The following is a 17,992-nucleotide window of genomic DNA, read 5'->3' on the forward strand; positions in this document are numbered from 1 at the left end:
CGGCCATGGGGTTCATCGAGAAGTTCGGGCTGTGGAACGAGGAGCAGCAGGAAGCGGCGAGAGCCGTACTGGCGCGGGTCGGCTCGGAGGGACTGCGGACGGTTCGCGTGTCCTTTGTGGATCAGCACGGGATCCTGCACGGCAAGACGATCCCGGCGAGTGGGCTGGCCGCCGCGTTCCGCAGTGGGCTGAGTTGTGTGTCGACGCTGCTGTCGAAGGACACTTCCGGCACCACGGTGTTCTCGGCCTTCAACGCCGACGGCGGGCTCGGCGTGGCCGAGATGGCCGGTGCGGCCGACGTGGTGATGGTGCCGGATCCCACGACGTTCCACTTGGTGCCGTGGGCCGAGGACACCGCGCGGATCCTGTGCGACTTGCGGTTCCAGAACGGCGAGCAGGTGCCGTTCTGCAGCCGTGGCGTGTTCCGGACGGCGCTGGAGCGCGCGAGCATCGCCGGGTTCACCTACGTGACGGGACTGGAGATCGAGTTCCACCTCTACCGGCGGGCTTCGCACTTCCCCAACGACGACGGGATCGGCCGCTGCACCACGCCGACCCCGGTCGAGCCGATCAACCAGGGCAACCAGCTGCTGAGCGAGAACCTGGGCGACGAGGTCGAGCCGGCCACGCGGCGAATCCGCGAGGTGCTGGAGCGGATGGGGATCGAGCTGCGCAGCATCGAGGTGGAGCTGGGGGCGAACCAGCTGGAGGTCACGCTCGATCCGGCCGCCGGTCTCGCTTCGGCGGACGCGATGGTGCTGTTGCGCAGCACGGTCAAGCAAGTGGCGCGGCGAAACGGTTACCACGCGACGTTCATGTGCCGGCCGCAGATCGCGGAAAGCAAGTCGAGCGGCTGGCACCTGCACCAGAGCCTGGTCTCGCCGGACGGTGGGCGCAACGCCTTCGTCCCGGCCGACGGCGAGGGCGCCATTTCGCTGGTGGGCAAGCAGTTCATCGCCGGTCAGCTGGAGCACGCGAGCGCGGCGTGTGTGTTCGCGAACCCGACGGTGAACGGGTACAAGCGGTTCCAGCCATATTCGATGGCGCCCGACCGGATCGCGTGGGCGCGGGACAACCGGGGCGCGATGATCCGGCTCGTCGGCTCGGCCGAGGACGGCTCGACGCACATCGAGAACCGGGTGGGGGAGTCGGCGGCCAACCCGTATCTGTACATGGCGTCGCAGCTGCATTCGGGTCTGAACGGCGTCGAGGGGTCGTTGTCGTTGCCGCCCTCGGCCGATGATCCGTACACGACCGACGCCGGGCGGCTGCCGGCGAACCTGGCCGCGGCCGTCGACGCGTTGCAGGCCGATGCCGGACTGCGACGGGTGATGGGCGAGCAGTTCGTCTCGTACTACGCCGCGATCAAGCGGGCCGAGGTCGCGCGGTTCGAGCGGACGGTCACCGATTGGGAGCATCGTGAGTACTTCGACCTCTACTGATCTGTCGCTGCGGGTCACGCGCGTGACTTGGGAAGCCATGGGGGTGGTGGGCCTTCGGCTCTCCAGTGGTTCTCCTTTGCCGGCCTGGGCTCCGGGTGCGCATCTCGACCTGAAGCTGCCGTCGGGGTTGGGCCGGCAGTACTCGCTGTGCGGGGACCCGGCCGACCGCCTGCATTACGACATCGCGGTGCGGCTGGAGGGCGCCAGCCGGGGTGGGTCGGCCGAGATCCACGGCACGGCGCTGGTCGGGCGTGAGCTGGTGGTCGAGCGGGTGCGCAACCACTTCCTGTTGGCGGATGCCGAGTCGTACTTGCTGATCGCCGGCGGAATCGGTGTGACGCCGCTGCTGCCGATGGTGCGGGCTCTGGGCGAGCGTGGAGTTGACTATTCGGTGGTCTACTGCGGACACGGTGGCGCCACCATGGCCTTCCGCGCAGAGCTGTCTGCGATCGGTGGTGACCGGGTGTCCTTCGTGGACACTGCGGTCGAGCCACGGCCGGATCTGAAAGAGCTGATCGGCGGGCTGGCCCCGGGCGCGGCTGTGTACTGCTGTGGCCCGGTCGGGTTGCTCGACAGCGTCACCGAAGTCTGTGCGGCCGCCGGAGTGCGGTGCGAGACCGAACATTTCGCCGCGGCCTCGCCTTCTCGTGACGAGACCGCGGACGACGCGGTGGAACTCGAACTCCGCCAGGCCGGCCTGACGGTCGTGGCCGATGCGGACACCACCCTGCTGCAGGCCATCCGCGACGCCGGGGTCGACGTCGAGTCCGACTGCGAAGAGGGCTACTGCGGCACCTGCGAGACCCGCGTGCTGGAGGGAACGCCCGATCACCGCGACGTCGTGCTGTCCAACGCCGAACGCGCGGCCGGGAAGACGTTCTTCCCTTGCGTGAGCCGGGCCTGCGGCGGCAAGCTCGTGCTGGACCTGTAACCGAAATACGAGGAGGGAAACCAGGTGGGCGAGGAAAACCGGACGAAGGTCGCCGTGGTGCAACCGGGGGACGAGTCGGACCAGGTGGCGCTGCCCGGGTTCGGCGCGGTGTTCAAGCTGACGCACGAGAACAACGGTGGCGAGGTCGCGATCCTCGAGCACCCGTTCGCGGTCGGCTCCATCACCGCGCCCCACCGCCACACCCGCGAGGACGAGCACTCCATCGTGCTGGCCGGCCAGATCGGCTTCCGCTCCGACGACGCCGAAGTGGTCCTCGGCCCGGGCGGCTTCATCACCAAGCCCCGCGGCGAGATGCACGCCATGTGGAACGCCGGCACAACCCCGGGCCGCATCGTCGAGGTCATCACCCCCGGCGGCTTCGAAACCTACTTCCGCGAACTGAGCGACCTCCTCCTCGCCCACACCGAGGGCACCCTGGGCGACGCGAAGAACCTCCACGAAACCGACGAGTTCGCCCGCCTGGCCACCAAGTACGGCCTGACCTACGGCACCCCCGACTGGCTGGACGACGTCGTCCGGCGTTACGACCTCGACGCGCCCAGCCACTGAGGCGGTCTGTCCAAACCGGTCATTTCGACGCTTCCGCCGTGTCGTCGCCGTCGTCGAAGACTTCCAGGGCGCGGCGCTGGCGGAGGAGTCGGAAGACCGCGTCCAGTTCGGACTCGAGTTCGGCCAGGCGCGCCTGTTCGCCGGGGGAGAGGCCGCCGCCGTGGTGCATGGCGCGGGTGCGGAGGTCGTGCTCCTCGTCGAGAAGCGTCGCGAGGCGATCGGTGATCGCGTGTGAAGTCGTGCCCACGTCACCCACCCGTTCGAGCCGGTCCCGCGCCGGGTCGGGGTGACCCGGCCGGGATGACGTGAAGTGCGAAACTCTGTCGGTCCCGGCCGGGCGTGGGCATCAGGCCACCTTGGCCAGCGTCGCCCGGGCTGCGGCCACCACGGCCTCGGGTGTGAACCCGAACTCGCGGAACAGCGTCGCGTAGTCGGCCGAAGCGCCATAGTGCTCGATCGAGACGATCTCGCCGGAATCACCCACGAACGGATACCACGGCAACGCGATCCCGGCCTCCACCGCGACCCGCGCCTTCACCGACGGCGGCAGCACCGAATCACGGTAAGCCTGGTCCTGCGAAGCGAACCACTCGAAGCACGGCAGCGAAACCACGCGCGTCGGCACGCCCTCGGCCTCCAGCTGCTCGCGCGCCGAAACGGCGAGCTGCAGCTCGGAGCCGGTCCCGATCAGCACCAACTCAGGCGCACCGTTCGACGCCTCCGCCAGCACGTAGCCACCGCGAGCCACGCCGTCGGCCGAAGTTCCCGGCAGAACCGGCACCGGCTGCCGGGTCAACGCGAGCGCGGTCGGGTGATCGACGTCCTCGATCGCGGCCTGCCACGCCGCAACGGCCTCGTTCGCGTCACCCGGACGAACCACGTTCAGGCCCGGAATCGCCCGCAGCGCCGAGAGGTGCTCGATCGGCTGGTGCGTGGGCCCGTCGCCGCCGACGCCGATGGAGTCGTGCGTCCACACGTACACCACCGGCAGCCGCATCAGTGCCGCCAGCCGCACCGCTGGGCGCATGTAGTCGCTGAACGCGAGGTATGTCGCACCGTACGGCCGGGTGCCGCCGTGCAGCGCGATGCCGTTGAGGATGGCGCCCATCGCGTGCTCGCGGATGCCGAAATGCAGGGTCCGCCCGTACGGTTCGGCCGCCCACATCTTCGTCGCCGCCGCGACCGGGCCGAACGAGTCGGCGCCCGTCATCGTGGAGTTGTTGCTCTCCGCGAGGTCGGCCGAACCGCCCCACAGCTCGGGCAGCACGTCGGCGACCGCGTCGAGGAACGCCCCCGATCCCTTGCGCGTCGCCAGCGAAGCGCCGACCTCGAACGACGGGAGCTCCGAGGCCCAGCCCTCCGGCAGCGCGCGCGTGGCGAGGCGCTGCTGCAGCGCGTGCCGCGAGGGGTTCGCCGCGGCCCACTTGTCGTACTCGCCCTGCCACTCCGCACGCCAGGCCTGACCGCGCGCGACGGCCTCGCGCGTCAGGGCCAGCACGTCGTCCTCGACCACGAAGTGCTGCTCCGGGTCGAAGCCCAGCACGCGCTTTACCGCCGCGACCTCGTCGACGCCGAGCGCGGAGCCGTGGATTTTGCCGGTGTTCATCTTGGTCGGCGCGGGGTAGCCGATCACCGTGCGGAGCCGGATGTACGACGGGCGCGGGTCGGCCTTCGCCGCCGCGATGGCGTGCTGGATCGCGGCGACGTCCTCGCCGTCCTCCACCACCTGCACGTGCCAGCCATACGCGCGGTAGCGCTCGTCCGTGTCCTCGGACAGCGCGATGTCGGTGTGGTCTTCGATGGAGATGTCGTTGTCGTCGTAGAACACGATCAGGTTCGCCAGCTGCTGGCGGCCCGCGATCGACGACGCCTCGGAGGTGATGCCCTCCTGGATGTCGCCGTCGGAGGCGATCACGTACACGAAGTGGTCGAAGAGGCTCTGCCCCGGCGCGGGTTCGGGATCGAACAACCCGCGTTCGCGGCGCGACGCCATGGCCATTCCCACCGCGTTGGCCAGGCCCTGCCCGAGCGGACCGGTCGTGACCTCGACGCCCTGGGTGTGGCGGTACTCCGGGTGCCCCGGGGTGAGTGAACCCCACGTGCGCAGCTGCTGAAGATCCTCCAGTTCGAGGCCGTAACCGGCGAGGAACAGCTGGATGTACAGCGTGAGGCTGGTGTGCCCGGCGGACAGGACGAACCGGTCGCGCGCCGGCCACGACGGGTCGGCCGGGTCGTGGCGCATCTCGCGCTGGAACAGCGTGTACGCCAGCGGTGCGAGGCTCATCGCCGTTCCGGGGTGGCCGCTGCCGGCCTTCTCGACGGCGTCGGCGGCGAGCACGCGGACGGTGTCCACGGCGCGGATGTCGGTGGCCGTCCAGCCTTGCGGGAGGCGACGGGTGGTGACGGTGTCGGGCACTGTGCTCAGACTTCCCCTGCGTAGTCGGGATTTCCGCCCGTGGTGCGCACGCCGAGCCGGCTCCGCGGCACCCGGCGGGCTTCCGGGCGGCGCGGTCGATCACCGAGCTCGACTGTAATCAGCTGACGCGAACCCCGGCAACACACCGTGGGGCCGCTCTCAGCGGAGGACTCAGCTGTGTGACTTTTCGGACCAGAGCGGTTCGGGAACGGACACGCCGAACTCGCTGCCCCACCGGTTGCGGCTGCTCACCTCGTCCACGGGGCGGCGGTTCGCGGCCACGCCCCACTTGCCACGCGGGTAACCCATCGCGAGCATGGCAGTGAGCTCCCAGCCTTCGTCCTCGGGCACGTCGAGCAGCTCCATGACCCGGTCGGACTCCAGGCGCAGCATCGTGGTGAGGATCCCGCCGACCCCTTCCGCACGCGCGGCGAGCAGCGCGCTCCAGATGGCGGGATAGATGTTGGCGCCGCCGTGGTTGTCGATGGAGAAGACGAACAGCATCAACGGGATTTCGGTGAAGTGGTCGGTCAGGAAGTCCCCGGACTTCTTGATCCGCTTCATCGTCTCGCGGTGGTTCTCGGGGTCGTGGATCGGCTGGGCGAACGTGCCGGCCGCGATGTCCGTGTACTCCTTCTCCCGGCAGCGCCGCCAGATCGGGGCGAGTTCGGCCTTGGTGTCCGGATCGTCCACGGCCAGGAAGTGCCAGCGCTGGGTGTTGCCGCCGTTCGGCGCCCGGATCGCGGCGTCGAGGATGCGCGCCTGCACGTCCAGGGGAATCGCGTCCGGATGCATGCGCCGCATCATTCGCGTGGTGTAAAGGGCTTCGTGGACGTCCATCGAGGGCACAGGCGGCATGGAGCCGATTATGCCTCGATTTACGTTACAGTCAATGATCGGAACGGATGCGTGTCACCGTTTGCCCGAAGTGGACGCCCGCCGCCGCGGCGCGGGCTTCTTTTCCAAAGCCGGCCAGAGCACGGCGACGACCGCCTCGGGGATGTCCGTTTTGGCTTCCCCTCGGTAGAACGCCGCGAAGTAGCTGCCGAAGCACATCGTCGCGATGGTGTGCTTGTCGATCTCGTCCCGCACGGCGCCGCGGTCCTGCAGCTGTGTCAGCACACTTTCGACGAGCTCCACGCGGGGCTCGACGGCGTGCTTGCGCAGGATGTCGAGCAGCTCCGGCGTGCGGATCGCCTCGCCCGCGAAGTTGCCCATGAGCACCATGGCGTCCGGGTTGAAGTACGCGGGGTCGAGCCGGCGGACGGCTTCCGTGAGCGCCTCGCGTGGCTCGAGTCCGCTGAGGTCGAACGCGTACATGTCGCGCTGCTTGCGGAAACCGTAGTCGAGCGCATCGACGACGAGCTCGAACTTCGTGGCCCAGCGCCGGTAGAGCGTGGGGCGGCTGACCTTCGCGTCGGTGGCGATGTCGCCGATCGTCATGCGGGAGTAGCCGTCGAGGACGAGCCGCCGGCGCGTGGCGAGGATGATCGCCTCGTCGAGCGCGGCGTCCCGGGGGCGCCCGCCCGGCCGGGGTCCGTCTTCGGTGCCGACCTGCTCGTCCGCCGTCGTATCGCGTGTCCGCGCCATGGCTCCACCTCGCCGAGAAAAACCGATCTGCGAAGCATATCCGATCCGTTACACGACGGTGTTGTTATGCGGCAAGTTTAGTTACAGTACTTGACCGTAACTAAATGTGGACGTACGGTTCAGGAACGCCGAACCACAGCGGACCGAACGGAGTCGACGATGACCACGCCCCAGGAGCTGATCGACCGCAGCATCCCGTTCCTCGACGAGGTGAAGAACCGCACCGCGGGCGGGGAGCTCGAGTCCTGGCTCAACACCCGCTACGGGCCGGACAGCGAGCTCTACCAGGACCTGGCGCGCATGATCACCGAGGGCGTCGAGGCCGGCTGGGCCGCCAACATCGAGGTCGAGGGCAAGAAGTACCGCCGCAGCCGCATCGCCGACCCGCAGGATGTGCTCAACTACTTCAGCATCACGGCCGTGTACATGGACAGCGTCGAGCCGTTCCGCGGCCAGTACCACCAGCACCCGTATGGCGAGCTCAACCTCGTGGTGCCGCTCGACCCCGGCGCGAAGCTGATGGGCCCGAACGGCTGGAGCGGCCCCGGCTGGACCGCGCCCGGCCCCGGCAGCCACCACTACCCGGAGGTCAAGGACGGCGCGCTGATCGCGTTGTTCTACCTGCCCGCCGGCCGGATCTCCTACGACATCCAGCCGCCCGCGGCCTGAACCCGGGGAGCCCAGCGCCATGAATCCGGCGTCCACGATCGAGGAAGCGATGGCGACGCGGCGCAGCTGCCGGGCGTTCCTGCCGACGCCCGTGCCGCGCGCGGAGGTCGAACGGCTGCTCGCGCTGGCGTCGTCCTCGGCCAGCAATTCCAACAGCCAGCCGTGGCAGGTCCACGTGCTCACGGGCGCCGCCAAGCGCGCGTTGACGGCCGACCTGCTGTGCGCCTACGACGCGGGTCGCCGCGCCGTCGGCGAGTTCGCCTACCAGCCGGCGGCGGACTCGTGGCCCGAGCCGTTCCGCTCGCGCCGCCGTCGCTTCGGTGAAGGCCTGTACTCCGAAACGCTCGGCATCGCGGCCGGCGACACCGCCGGCCGCAGCGGCCACCACCGGCGCAACTACGACTTCTTCGGCGCACCGGTGGGGCTGGTGCTCACGGTGAGCCGGGCACCACTGCAGGGTGCGCTGGTGGACGCCGGCCTGTTCCTCCAGGGACTGATGTTGTCCGCGCGCGGAGCCGGGCTGCACACTTGCGCACAGGCTTCGTTCATCGATTACCACCCGGTGTTGCGCCGCCACCTCGTCATTCCGGACGACCACCTAGTGGTGTGCGGAATCGCACTCGGGTATGCCGACGACGACCACCGCCTTGGTGGATATCGCACAACGCGGGAGCCGGTGGAATCCTTCGTCACCTTCTACGAGTCCGCCGCCGTGACCCGCCAGGTGGAACCGGCGTGACGGTCGACCGCGATCTCGTCTACGCGACGGTCGGTGGCACCCGGATGATGGTGGATATCCACCACGCTCCCACCACGGGGGCGCCCGTCGTGCTCTACGTGCACGGCGGCGGGTGGACCCGCGGTGACCGGCGCGGCGAGGCCGCACGCCGGCAGGCACCCTTGGCGGAGCACGGTGTGACCGTGGTGTCCGTCGATTACCACCTGGCACCAGGGGCGGTGTTCCCGCAGCAGGTGCACGACGTCAAGGGCGCCGTGCGCTGGCTGCGGGCGAACGGCGCGCGCCTCGGCCTCGAGACCGGGCGGCTCGGGGTCTGGGGCGCGTCCGCCGGCGCGTATCTGGGTTCGCTGCTGGCGTTGTCGCCGAATGATGCGGAGCTGGAGGGGACGGTCGGCGGCAACGTCGACGAGTCGAGCGCCGTGCAGGCCGTGGTGCACTGGTTCGGACAAGCCGACCTGGCGGCCACGGCGGCGCGCAGTGAGCTGGAGGCGAAGCTGCTGCCGTTCCACTTCGAGGCCGACTTCCTCGGCGGAGCCGACCCGGCGGGGCATTCGCTGCTGACGCGGGTTTCGGCGTCGGCGCCACCGTTCCTGATCGCGCACGGCGACCGCGACCGGATCGTGCCGCCGGGGGAGGGCCGGGCGCTGCACGACGCGCTCGTGCGGGCCGGGGCGAGGAGCAGTTTCGTGCTGCTCGGCGGGGCCGGGCACGAGGATGCCGCGTTCGACGGCCCCGTGAACCTCGCGACCACGGCGGCGTGGCTGCGCGCCGTTCTCGGCTGACAACACACGCGAGTGCCGGCTGCGGCACCCGTGACCACCCGGGACTAAGGAGCCCGGTCGTTTCGTTACAGATCATGAACGTATCGAAACAACGTGAAGGAGTCCGCGATGTCCACGACCCCGACCGTGGAGCACTGGTTCGATTTCCTCTGCCCCTTCTGCTACATCGCCCAGGACCGCAACCGGGTGCTGCGCGAACACGGTGTGGTGGTAAACGAACACCCGCTTCAGATCCACCCCGAGATCGGCCCCGGCGGCAGCCTGGCCGGCCCTCGCGTCGGTCCGACCTACGAGTTCCTCGCCCGCGAAGCCGAAGCCGCGGGCCTGCCCCTCCAGTGGACGGACCGGATCGCCTACTCGCTGCCGGCGCTGGGCGCCTACACCACGCTCGACGATCCCGAAGTCGCCGACCGCTTCGCCACATCCGTGTTCAACGCGTACTTCGGCGAAGGCCAGGACCTCGAATCGCGCGACCTGCTGCTCAAGCTGACCGAGCAAGCCGGCGGCGACCCCGAGAGCGTCCGCGCCGCCTGGGAATCGGGCGAAGCGGACCGGGCCGTCGGCCGCTCGGCGATCCTCGCGTACGAGAACGGCGTCGAGGGCACTCCCGCCTGGGTGGCGGGCGGCCGGAGCTTCAGCGGGTTGCGGCCCCGTGAATGGTTCGTGGCGTGGGCTGGGTCTCTCGGCTGAACCCGGCCGGTGCCACGATCCGTGTCACAGAAGTCTTCGCAGGTCAGTGCGGGTGATACCGTGGCACGGAGATCACCCGCCCGGCCGATCGGTCCAGTCAGAAAGCCGCTCCACGATGGTTATGTTCGGCACGGGTGATTCCTTCGCCTTCGCCTTCGACGAGTCCCGCCGGCTGCGCATCTCGGCGCCGGCCGACCAGCTGCCGTTGGCCGCCTTCCTCTACACCGACGCGCAAGCCGACGCCCACACCGTCGGGCAGCTCGCCGGGCTGCTCCGCCGGGCCCAGCACGAAGCCAAGGCCTGGCTCGGCAACGGCACTTCCGTCGCGTTCACCAGCGACAGCGTGGTGCTCGAAAGCCTCTACGGCACCTGGCCACGCGCCGTCGTGCCGCAGCAGGTGTTCTTCGCCGCACTCGAGTCCCTGCACCGCTTCCTGCTCGCGTCCGGCGTGACCCCGGCCGAAACGGGGATCACTCGCAGGGCCTCCGAGTACCGGAACCTGAAGAACGGCCGCTTCTCCTTCGTCGACCACACCTACTTCCCGCCGGACTGGACGCCTGAGGCCGTGTCCGCGGCCGGCACCGCCGCGTGGTCCTCGCCCGACGTCCTGCGCGACTCCGCCACGGGCGCCTGGTCCGGCACCTTCGCCGACCTGGAGATCGCCGGCTACCACGACCCGGCCACGGGCGAGGTGCTCACGTATTTCCCTGTGCAGCACTGATCCCCGTCTCTAAGCTCACGGCCATGGCGGGCTGGGAGTGGGACGAATCGCTGTACTCGGGCAGCGCGGCTTACTACGCGAGAGGCCGCGTCGCGTATCCGCCGGAGCTCGCCGACGCGCTCGCCAACGCCCTTCGGCTCGACGGTTCCGGCCGCCTCCTCGACGTCGGCTGCGGCCCTGGCTCCTTGACGCTGCTGCTCGCCACTCACTTCGAAGCAGCCGTCGGCCTCGACGCCGATCCCGACATGCTCACCGAAGCCGCCCGGCTGGCCGCCGCGGAAGGAATCACCACCACCCGCTGGGTCCACGAAAGGGCCGAGGACCTGCCGGCCGGGCTCGGCGCGTTCCGGCTCGTCACGTTCGCCCAGTCCTTCCACTGGCTCGACCGCCCCCGCGTCGCCGCGGCGGTACGCGGAATGCTCGAGCCCGGCGGCGCCTGCGTCCACGTGCACGCCACCACCCACCGCGGCACCACGACCGAATCGGCGCCACCCCACGAGCGGATCGCCGAGCTCGTGCGCGAATACCTCGGCGAAACCCGACGTGCGGGCCGCGGCGTCCTCCCCGAAGGCACGGCCGGAGGGGAGACGGCGATCTACTGCGCCGCCGGATTCACCGGCCCCGAGCGGATCGAGGTGCCCGGCCCCGTCGTCGTCCGGGATATCGACGACGTCGTCGCCACGGTGTTCTCGTTGTCGAGTTCCGCACCGCACCTCTTCGGCGGTCGCGTGGGCGCTTTCGAGTCCGAATTGCGGAGCCTTCTCACCGCCGCGAGTCCATCCGGAAAGTTCCGTGAGCAGATGCGCGAGTTCGTCGTCGATGTCTGGCGGCCGTGAAATCGGGCCTGGTTGTCACACCAACGGGTGGTTTCTCCGACGATCACTCCGAGGAGTACCGCGTGTCTCCGAACGAGCGGCCAGGATCCCCGCCCCACAGGCGAAGCGGGCGAAATCGGCCGCACCTCGCTGACCACGGCTAATCGCTGCGCAGTGGCGAATTTCCCTAGTCCCCCTAACGGGGCGGGGCTCGAAATCCCTAACGCCGATGCGCCGAACCCCCGGGGAGGCCCCCGATGGCCGCCGAACGGCCGCGCCCTATCTTCGTCCCGAACCCCTTCGACTTCGCGGCATGCCCACGACGGCCGAATCAATCAGTGCACAGGAGACAACAAACTATGGACGCGGTGCAGAACCTGCACGAATTCGCCATGACCCTGCTGAGCGACCCGCAGGCCGCGGCCGCCTACGCCGCCAACCCGCAGGGCCTGCTTGACACTGCTGGCCTGGCCGACGTTTCGCCGGCCGACGTGCAGGACATCATGCCGCTGCTGGCCGACACGGCCCCGCTGGCCGCCGCCCCCAGCCTGCCGGTCTTCGGCAACGTGCTCTCGCACGCGGCCGGCGAGCGCGCCGACCTGCCGAACGTGACCGGCCTGGCGAGCGGCCTGCCGAACCTGAGCGGCGTGTTCGAGACCGTCAGCGACTTCGCGGACCAGACCGGCCTCAACACCCTCACCCACTCCACCCTCGGCACCGTCTCGAACGTCGTGGACCACGTGGCCGGTGCGGTCAACGGTGTCCCGATCGCCGGCCCGGTCGTGGCCGCCGGTGCGATCGACCTCGAGCACACCGTGGACGCGGTGGGCGAGCACGTCTTCGACGGCAAGCTCGTGGGCTCCGCGGTCGACGCCACCACCAATCACCTGGGCGACGCCCTCATGCCGCAGGCCGCTGTGGCCGCGATCGCGGGTGTCCCGGCGATCGGCGGCCCGGTGTCGGGTCTCGTCGAGGACGTCCGTGTCACCGGCGCCGGCCTGCTCGGCCACGTCAACGAGGCCATCGGGTCCACCCCGGTGGGCGTGGCGCTGAACGGCGGCGACGAGCGTGCCGACTTCGGTGCCGCGGGCGACCTGTCGCACACGCTGGACCACGTCGTCCCGGCCGCGGCCGCCGTCCCGGCGCTGCCGGCCCTCCCGGCGGTTCCGGGTGTTCCGGCCGTCCCGGCGCTGCCGGCCGTCCCGAACGTCACCGGCACCGTCGGCTCCGTGACCCACACCCTGTCGGCCGCCGCGCCGCAGGCCCCGGTCGTGGGCGACACCGTGCACCACGTGCTCGACACCGTCGGCCAGGCCGACACCGCGGGCATCCAGCACACCCCGATCGCCGACGTCGCAGACGCGACCCACACCGGCTCGCCGCTGGGTGGCGTCGAGACCCACGCGCAGGACCTGGCCCACGGCCTCGACCTGCACACCGCGACCGACGCGCTCGGCCACCTGCCGCTGCTCGGTCACTGAGTTCTGCCGCTCCACCTGAAAACAGGCCCGGACCGTTTGGTCCGGGCCTGTTTTTTGTGTCCTGGTAAGACTTTTTGTGTCCGGGGAAGAAACTGTGTCCTGGGAGGACACTGTGCTTACGAAGGGCTCACGAAGGCGAAGGCGCGTGCGTCCGCCGGTAGTGGCGCGCCACCCGCGCCCGGTTGCCGCAGATGTTGCCCGTGCACCACTGCCGCCGCTTGGTCTCCGCGACGAACAGCATCGAGCACGCGGGATTCGCGCAGCGGCGCAGTTTCTCCAGCTGCGCCGGGGAAGACAGGAGTTCGATCGCCTCGGTGGCGATCGCCGCCAGCGCCGCGTTGCCGCCGTGTTCGGTGTGCCAGCGCGTGGCCGCGGTCAGCGCGCCTTCGGCGTCCACGGCCAGCCGCGTGCTTCGCGGCACGGCCGAGGCGAACGCGTTGAGGTCTTCGATCGAAACGGCCTGCGGCGCCCGGGTCTCCAGGTGCGACTCCAGCAGGTCGCGGATCGCCGCGCGCAGCCGTCGCGTCGCCGCCGCGGCGGGGATGCTCGCCTCGGGCAGCCGGGGCAGCTGCAGCCGCCACCAGGTCTCGTAACCGTCCGTCGGTTCGATCAGGTCGACGGCGGGGTCCACCGCCGTCATGAGGGTGTCGGCGAGGTCGAGGGCCACGAGCGGCTCGCCGCCCATGGGGAACCCGGCTGCCTGCACGTCCTCGAGGGTCGGTCCGGCGCTCATGGCTCCACGATATCCGTCACACCGTCGCGGGGTGGCCAGGGAGCTGTTAGTAACTCATACTGAGGTTACTAACGGACTGGAGGAGCCATGAGCCCGTGGGCCAGGGTCGGCGCGGCGGTGCTCGCGGTCGGCTGGGGAGCCAACCAGTTCTCGCCGCTGCTCATCGTCTACCGCGACCAGGAGCACCTCTCGCCGACGATCGTCACGGCGATCTTCGGCGCGTATGTGGTCGGGCTGATTCCGGCACTGCTGCTGGGCGCGCGGTTCTCCGACCGGTTCGGCCGGCGCCGCGTGATGCGCCCGGTGCTGGTGCTTTCGGCGCTGGCTTCGGTGATCCTGCTGTTCGGCGCCGGGTCGACGTGGGTGCTGGCGCTCGGCCGGCTCGTCGCGGGTGTCGCTTCGGGTGCCGCGTTCGGGCCGGGCAGCGCGTGGATCAAGGAGCTGTCCACGGACGCCGGTCCGGGAGCGGGTGCGCGCCGGGCCGCGATTTCGCTGTCGGTCGGGTTCGGGAGCGGGCCGCTGGTCGCCGGGGTCCTCGCGCAGTGGCTGCCGGCGCCGGCCGTGGTGCCGTACCTGGTGCACCTCGCGGTGACGGTGGTGGTCGGCGTGCTGGCGTGGAACGTTCCGGAAACCGTGACGGGCGCGGCTTCTTCCGGAGGACGGCGTCGCGAACTCAAGCACGCACTGACCAGTCCCGAGTTCCTCCGCCGGATCGTGCCGAGCGCGCCGCTGGTGTTCGGCGTGGCGACGACGAGTTTCGCGGTCCTGCCGACGCTGTTGCCCGCGCCGGTCGCACCCGTGGCGAGCAGCGGTGTGATCGCGGGGCTGACGCTGGGCAGCGGGTTGCTCGTCCAGCCGGTGGCCCGCGCGCTGGAACGACGGCGCAGCCCGCTGGTGCTGACCTGCGGCCTCGGCCTGACCGTGGCGGGGTTCCTGCTCGCCGCGCTGTCGACGGAGCTGGGGCGGGCTCTCCTGACGCTCCCCGCCGCCGTGGTCCTGGGCGCGGCTTACGGCATGCTGCTGGTCGGTGGGCTCAGCCGCGTCGAAGCGCTCGCGGAGGCAGCCGATCTCGCCGGCGTGACGGCGGTGTTCTACTGCCTGGCGTACCTCGGTTTCACGGCGCCGTACCTGTTCGCGGCGGTCGACGTCGTCATCCCGGCGCCCGTGGCCTTCGTGGTCGCCGCCGGAGTGAGCGTGGTGCTGGTCGTCGTCACCGCGCCCTTCCCCGCTCGCGTGGCGCGGTGATCGCGGTGACCCAGCCCCGCGTTCGCGTGACCGCCCAGCTCAAGGAACTCCGCTTCGACGCCGGTTCCCGCGCCCTCGACCTCGTCGCCACCCTCGGCCGTCGCCCGACCGCGGCCATCGAGCGCCTCGGGGACACTGCCCGCCTCGGCGCGTGGGCCACCGGCGTCGGCCTGCCGCTGCTCCCGGGCGAGGCGACCGAGGCCGCGCTTTTCGACGCACAACGCTTGCGGGAGGCCGTGTTCCGCGTGGTCACGGACGTCATGGCCGACGCCCCGGTGGACCCCACTGCAGCCGCGACGATCGAGGCCTACGCCGTCCTCGCCACGGAACCGCCGCGTCTGGAGCTGGCCGTCGACGGCCGCCTGGCTTCAGGCCCCCGCCTCCGCACGTCCGCCCAGGCCCTGGCCACCGTGGCCCGTGACGCCATCGACGTCGTCACCGACCCGGCCCGTCGAACCCACCTCCGCGCCTGCGACTCGCCGTTGTGCCGCATGCTTTTTCTCGACACTCCAGGCGGCCGCCCGCGCCGCTGGTGCTCCATGCAGCGCTGTGGCAACAGCAGCAAAGCGGCGGCCTTCCGGGAACGGGCAGTGTCTACTGTGGACTCTTAAGTCGTCACTCGCGGATTGTGCGGCGACGGCACGACGCCCGACGCGTGCAGCGGCACTCCCGTACGCGACACCACCCGCGTCGGGTGGAAGCGGACGCGGCGGCCCGTGGCGTCGTCCTCGCCGGCGGTGCCGGGGGCGACCCATTCGAGCGCGGCGGTGCCGGTCAGCTGGAGCGTGGTGCCGGTGGTGAAGTCGAGGAACAGCAGCGACGCTTCGGGGTCGGTGGTGATGTTGCCGAGGCTGTTGAACAGGTTGTTGCCCGCGTAGTCCGGCCACCACACGTCGTCCCCGTCGAGGCGGACGAAGCCGGGCTCGCCACCCTTGTGGGACGAGTCGGCGCCGCGCGTCGGGTGGATCGTGCCGAGGACGAACGTGTCCGCGCGGCGGATGAGGGCGCGGTGGGCGTCAGTCAGGGCGTCGGATCGTTCGACGGCGGCCGGTGCCGGCTCGGGGTCGATCTCCAGCCGGCGCTGCTGGATGTAGGACGGGCAGTTGCCGTACGCCTGCTCCACGTCGAGGAGGAACCCGCCCTCGGCCGCGGCCACGACGGTGCCGTTCACCCGCAACCGGCGCCGCGTCGCGAACTCGACGGCGATCAGGCCGACCGGCTCGCCCGTGGGCAGCTCGTGCAGCGGATCGCCGGCGCCGGGGCGCGTGTGCACGACCAGTGTCGTGTCGAAACCCTCCAGGAAACCGGCGGGCCCGAGCAGGGGAGACGTCCACAGTGTCCCGTCGGCGTCGCGCGCCGTGACGGCCGCGAACTCGCGCTGCGCGAGGAAACCCTCGGCGCCGCGGCTCAGGTGCGCGGGCGTGAGCATGCCTTCGAGCCGCGCCGCTTCGAACTCGAGCCCGGCCTGCCGTTGCACGCTCAGCTCACCGCTGTGGAACCCGGTGGTGATCGGTTGGGTGGTCATGTGTGCCCTCTCATCCGGCTTGCTGGTCGTGGGTGCGGCGGTAATGGCGGGCGACCCGCACGCGGTTCCCGCAGACGTTGCCCGCGCACCACTGGCGACGCCGGTTCGTGGCGAGGAACAACATCGTGCAGTCGGGGTTCGCGCAGCGGCGCAGCCGGGCGAGGCGCGCGGGGTCGGCGAACAGTTCGATCGTTTCGCGCGCGATGGCCGCCAGTGCGACGTTGCCGCCGTGCTCGCTGTGCCAGCGCGTGTGCGTCTCCCAGGCCTCGTGCGCTTCGAGCCGCGGGCTCGTCGGCACGGCCGCCGCGACCGCGTTGACCTCCTCGAGCGACGCGGGCGCGGGCCCGCGGCCGTCGAGGTGCGCTTCCAGCAGGTCCCGGATCGCGGACCGCAGCCGGCGCGTGGGCACGAGGTCCGGCGCCGCCGACCCCGGCAGCCGCGGCAGCTCCAGCCGCCACCAGGCGGCCGTGCGCTCGGGTGAGGCGAGGAGGTCGCCGTTGCCCGGCTCCGTCTCGGCCGCGAGCGTGTCGGCGAGATCCAGCGCGACCAGCGGCTCGCCGCCCATCGGGAAGCCGGCCCGTTGCAGGTCCTCCAGGCTGACACTACTGCTCATGGCATGAGTGTACGCATTAGTCATGGCCGTCGACAAGCTTTTGAAGAGGTCTTGTGCTCGTCGAGCTAACGGATATACAGTATGAATATCCGTTAGCGAGAAAGAAGGCGAAAGTCATGGGACTGGCATGGCAGCAGGGACCGCTTTCGACCAGGTCGGTCGGCAGGTTCCTCACCCCGGAGCCGTTGCCCGAGCGGCTGCTCTTCGTGGAGCCGCTGCGCAGGCGGATGCGGGTCCGCTTCGGTGGTGAGTGGATCGTCGACAGTGAAGACGTGCTGCTCCTGCACGAACCGGGCCACTACCCGGTGGCGTTCTTCCCGAAGACCGCCGTCGCCGACGGCGTGCTGGAGTCGAGCGGCCGCGTGACGAAGCACCGCGAGCTGGGCGACACCACGTGGTACACGGTTGCCGCCGGCGAAGGCCGCGCCGACCGTGCGGCGTGGGAGTACACCGGGTTGCCGGAGTACGCCGACGTGCTGAAGGACCGCGTCGCCTTCGCGTGGCGCGCCATGGAGGCCTTCTACGAGGAGGACGACCGGATCGTCGGCCACGCCGCGGACCTCTACCACCGCAACGACATCCGCAGCACGTCGCGTCACCTCGTCGTCCGCGACGGTGACCGGGTCATCGCCGACACGCACAACCCGGTGGTGCTGTACGAGTCCGGCTTCGCGCCGCGCTGGTACGTGCCGCGCGAGGACATCGTGGACGGAGCGCTGACCCCGATCGAGGGGCAGACGTTCTGCCCGTACAAGGGACTCGCGAGCTACTACGACATCGGCTCCCACGCCGGCGCTGCCTGGTCGTACGAGCAGGCCTGGACGGAGGTCGAACGCGTCTCCGGCCTGGTGTCCTTCGAACCGGACAAGATCGAGGTCTACCTCGACGGCGCACGGCAGTCGCTGGCGCCCGGCCAGACCGTGATCGCGCACGGTGTCGACCGCGGCCTCGACACCGACGAGATCGAGAAGCGCACCGCTTGACGGGCGAGCATTACCGAATCCGAACGAGCCGGGGAAACCGGTAGGAA

General features: G+C 70.3%; 20 protein-coding genes. 13 read left to right on the top strand and 7 right to left on the bottom strand.

Features of this window, described 5'->3' with window-relative positions:
* The first annotated feature begins 5 nt into the window (after positions 1-5).
* From ABZU76_RS21195 to ABZU76_RS21205, 3 genes are read left to right on the top strand one after another with little or no spacing between them, the layout of a single operon-like run.
* A complete protein-coding gene (locus ABZU76_RS21195; protein ID WP_354872045.1) occupies positions 6-1,442 on the top strand; it encodes a glutamine synthetase family protein in 1,437 nt (478 codons plus the stop codon).
* Positions 1,420-2,373 (top strand): PDR/VanB family oxidoreductase, encoded by a 954-nt coding sequence (locus ABZU76_RS21200; protein WP_354872047.1) that lies wholly within the window; start codon positions 1,420-1,422, stop codon positions 2,371-2,373. Before ABZU76_RS21195 ends, ABZU76_RS21200 begins: the two co-directional genes overlap by 23 nt.
* A 24-nt stretch (positions 2,374-2,397) precedes the next feature.
* A complete protein-coding gene (locus ABZU76_RS21205) occupies positions 2,398-2,943 on the top strand; it encodes a cupin domain-containing protein (protein WP_354872049.1) in 546 nt (181 codons plus the stop codon).
* A gap of 19 nt (positions 2,944-2,962) precedes the next feature.
* Here the strand turns inward: ABZU76_RS21205 and ABZU76_RS21210 are convergent, their stop codons facing one another.
* The 4 genes from ABZU76_RS21210 to ABZU76_RS21225 form a co-directional block, all read right to left on the bottom strand.
* Entirely contained in the window at positions 2,963-3,199 is a 237-nt protein-coding gene (locus tag ABZU76_RS21210; RefSeq protein WP_354872051.1) for a DUF2630 family protein, read from the bottom strand.
* A gap of 90 nt (positions 3,200-3,289) precedes the next feature.
* A complete protein-coding gene (gene tkt / locus ABZU76_RS21215; protein ID WP_354872054.1) occupies positions 3,290-5,359 on the bottom strand; it encodes a transketolase in 2,070 nt (689 codons plus the stop codon).
* A gap of 171 nt (positions 5,360-5,530) precedes the next feature.
* Positions 5,531-6,217 carry a nitroreductase family protein gene (locus ABZU76_RS21220; protein WP_354872057.1) on the bottom strand — a complete coding sequence of 229 codons (687 nt, stop codon included), beginning with the start codon at positions 6,215-6,217 and terminating at the stop codon, positions 5,531-5,533.
* Between the two features lie 54 nt (positions 6,218-6,271).
* On the bottom strand, positions 6,272-6,949 hold the full coding sequence (locus ABZU76_RS21225; RefSeq protein ID WP_354872060.1) for a TetR/AcrR family transcriptional regulator: 678 nt from the start codon (positions 6,947-6,949) through the stop codon (positions 6,272-6,274).
* A gap of 159 nt (positions 6,950-7,108) precedes the next feature.
* Here ABZU76_RS21225 and ABZU76_RS21230 point away from each other — a divergent pair, with 159 nt between their 5' ends.
* From ABZU76_RS21230 to ABZU76_RS21260, 7 genes are all read left to right on the top strand, one after another.
* Positions 7,109-7,618 carry a DUF4863 family protein gene (locus ABZU76_RS21230; RefSeq protein WP_354872063.1) on the top strand — a complete coding sequence of 170 codons (510 nt, stop codon included), beginning with the start codon at positions 7,109-7,111 and terminating at the stop codon, positions 7,616-7,618.
* Positions 7,619-7,637: 19 nt separating this feature from the next.
* Entirely contained in the window at positions 7,638-8,357 is a 720-nt protein-coding gene (locus ABZU76_RS21235) for a nitroreductase (RefSeq protein ID WP_354872066.1), read from the top strand.
* Positions 8,354-9,139: an alpha/beta hydrolase gene (locus ABZU76_RS21240; protein WP_354872068.1), complete on the top strand. Its 786-nt coding sequence runs from the start codon at positions 8,354-8,356 to the stop codon at positions 9,137-9,139. Before ABZU76_RS21235 ends, ABZU76_RS21240 begins: the two co-directional genes overlap by 4 nt.
* 108 nt (positions 9,140-9,247) lie before the next feature.
* Complete coding sequence (locus ABZU76_RS21245; protein ID WP_354872070.1) at positions 9,248-9,829, top strand: DsbA family protein; 582 nt, start codon at positions 9,248-9,250, stop codon at positions 9,827-9,829.
* A gap of 121 nt (positions 9,830-9,950) precedes the next feature.
* The gene (locus ABZU76_RS21250) at positions 9,951-10,550 is read left to right on the top strand and encodes a hypothetical protein (RefSeq protein ID WP_354872073.1); all 600 of its coding nucleotides are present in this window, start codon (positions 9,951-9,953) and stop codon (positions 10,548-10,550) included.
* 23 nt (positions 10,551-10,573) lie between these two features.
* Positions 10,574-11,386: a class I SAM-dependent methyltransferase gene (locus tag ABZU76_RS21255; protein WP_354872075.1), complete on the top strand. Its 813-nt coding sequence runs from the start codon at positions 10,574-10,576 to the stop codon at positions 11,384-11,386.
* Between the two features lie 338 nt (positions 11,387-11,724).
* Positions 11,725-12,846 (top strand): IniB N-terminal domain-containing protein, encoded by a 1,122-nt coding sequence (locus ABZU76_RS21260; RefSeq protein WP_354872077.1) that lies wholly within the window; start codon positions 11,725-11,727, stop codon positions 12,844-12,846.
* A 127-nt stretch (positions 12,847-12,973) separates the two neighbouring features.
* Here the strand turns inward: ABZU76_RS21260 and ABZU76_RS21265 are convergent, their stop codons facing one another.
* Complete coding sequence (locus ABZU76_RS21265; RefSeq protein ID WP_354872079.1) at positions 12,974-13,579, bottom strand: CGNR zinc finger domain-containing protein; 606 nt, start codon at positions 13,577-13,579, stop codon at positions 12,974-12,976.
* Positions 13,580-13,666: 87 nt separating this feature from the next.
* Between ABZU76_RS21265 and ABZU76_RS21270 the strand changes: the two genes are divergently transcribed.
* Both ABZU76_RS21270 and ABZU76_RS21275 read left to right on the top strand, forming a co-directional pair.
* Complete coding sequence (locus ABZU76_RS21270; RefSeq protein WP_354872081.1) at positions 13,667-14,824, top strand: MFS transporter; 1,158 nt, start codon at positions 13,667-13,669, stop codon at positions 14,822-14,824.
* A 5-nt stretch (positions 14,825-14,829) separates the two neighbouring features.
* Positions 14,830-15,435, top strand: coding sequence for a CGNR zinc finger domain-containing protein (locus ABZU76_RS21275; RefSeq protein WP_354872084.1), 606 nt, complete (start codon positions 14,830-14,832; stop codon positions 15,433-15,435).
* On the opposite strand, the gene ABZU76_RS21280 is transcribed toward ABZU76_RS21275, so the two are convergent.
* Together ABZU76_RS21280 and ABZU76_RS21285 are read right to left on the bottom strand one after the other, a co-directional pair.
* Positions 15,432-16,349, bottom strand: a complete 918-nt coding sequence (locus ABZU76_RS21280) for a pyridoxamine 5'-phosphate oxidase family protein (protein ID WP_354872086.1) — start codon at positions 16,347-16,349, stop codon at positions 15,432-15,434. The two genes, ABZU76_RS21275 and ABZU76_RS21280, sit on opposite strands and share 4 nt — an antisense overlap.
* 10 nt (positions 16,350-16,359) lie before the next feature.
* A complete protein-coding gene (locus ABZU76_RS21285; RefSeq protein ID WP_354872089.1) occupies positions 16,360-16,962 on the bottom strand; it encodes an ABATE domain-containing protein in 603 nt (200 codons plus the stop codon).
* Positions 16,963-17,078: 116 nt separating this feature from the next.
* Here ABZU76_RS21285 and ABZU76_RS21290 point away from each other — a divergent pair, with 116 nt between their 5' ends.
* Positions 17,079-17,945 (top strand): DUF427 domain-containing protein, encoded by an 867-nt coding sequence (locus ABZU76_RS21290; protein WP_354872091.1) that lies wholly within the window; start codon positions 17,079-17,081, stop codon positions 17,943-17,945.
* The last annotated feature ends 47 nt before the right edge of the window (positions 17,946-17,992 follow it).

This window comes from Amycolatopsis sp. NPDC005232 (assembly GCF_040607795.1).
Lineage (GTDB): Bacteria > Actinomycetota > Actinomycetes > Mycobacteriales > Pseudonocardiaceae > Amycolatopsis.

What these genes read in the sequence shown, in the direction of transcription:
- ABZU76_RS21245 (WP_354872070.1), top strand. Translation starts at nt 9,248, where the DNA reads ATGTCCACGACCCCGACCGTGGAGCACTGGTTCGATTTCCTCTGCCCC.
- ABZU76_RS21270 (WP_354872081.1), top strand. Translation starts at nt 13,667, where the DNA reads ATGAGCCCGTGGGCCAGGGTCGGCGCGGCGGTGCTCGCGGTCGGCTGG.
- ABZU76_RS21250 (WP_354872073.1), top strand. Translation starts at nt 9,951, where the DNA reads ATGTTCGGCACGGGTGATTCCTTCGCCTTCGCCTTCGACGAGTCCCGC.
- ABZU76_RS21260 (WP_354872077.1), top strand. Translation starts at nt 11,725, where the DNA reads ATGGACGCGGTGCAGAACCTGCACGAATTCGCCATGACCCTGCTGAGC.
- ABZU76_RS21285 (WP_354872089.1), bottom strand. Translation starts at nt 16,962, where the DNA reads ATGAGCAGTAGTGTCAGCCTGGAGGACCTGCAACGGGCCGGCTTCCCG.
- ABZU76_RS21195 (WP_354872045.1), top strand. Translation starts at nt 6, where the DNA reads ATGGGGTTCATCGAGAAGTTCGGGCTGTGGAACGAGGAGCAGCAGGAA.
- ABZU76_RS21280 (WP_354872086.1), bottom strand. Translation starts at nt 16,349, where the DNA reads ATGACCACCCAACCGATCACCACCGGGTTCCACAGCGGTGAGCTGAGC.
- ABZU76_RS21290 (WP_354872091.1), top strand. Translation starts at nt 17,079, where the DNA reads ATGGGACTGGCATGGCAGCAGGGACCGCTTTCGACCAGGTCGGTCGGC.
- ABZU76_RS21255 (WP_354872075.1), top strand. Translation starts at nt 10,574, where the DNA reads ATGGCGGGCTGGGAGTGGGACGAATCGCTGTACTCGGGCAGCGCGGCT.
- ABZU76_RS21225 (WP_354872060.1), bottom strand. Translation starts at nt 6,949, where the DNA reads ATGGCGCGGACACGCGATACGACGGCGGACGAGCAGGTCGGCACCGAA.
- ABZU76_RS21230 (WP_354872063.1), top strand. Translation starts at nt 7,109, where the DNA reads ATGACCACGCCCCAGGAGCTGATCGACCGCAGCATCCCGTTCCTCGAC.
- ABZU76_RS21265 (WP_354872079.1), bottom strand. Translation starts at nt 13,579, where the DNA reads ATGAGCGCCGGACCGACCCTCGAGGACGTGCAGGCAGCCGGGTTCCCC.
- ABZU76_RS21235 (WP_354872066.1), top strand. Translation starts at nt 7,638, where the DNA reads ATGAATCCGGCGTCCACGATCGAGGAAGCGATGGCGACGCGGCGCAGC.
- ABZU76_RS21220 (WP_354872057.1), bottom strand. Translation starts at nt 6,217, where the DNA reads ATGCCGCCTGTGCCCTCGATGGACGTCCACGAAGCCCTTTACACCACG.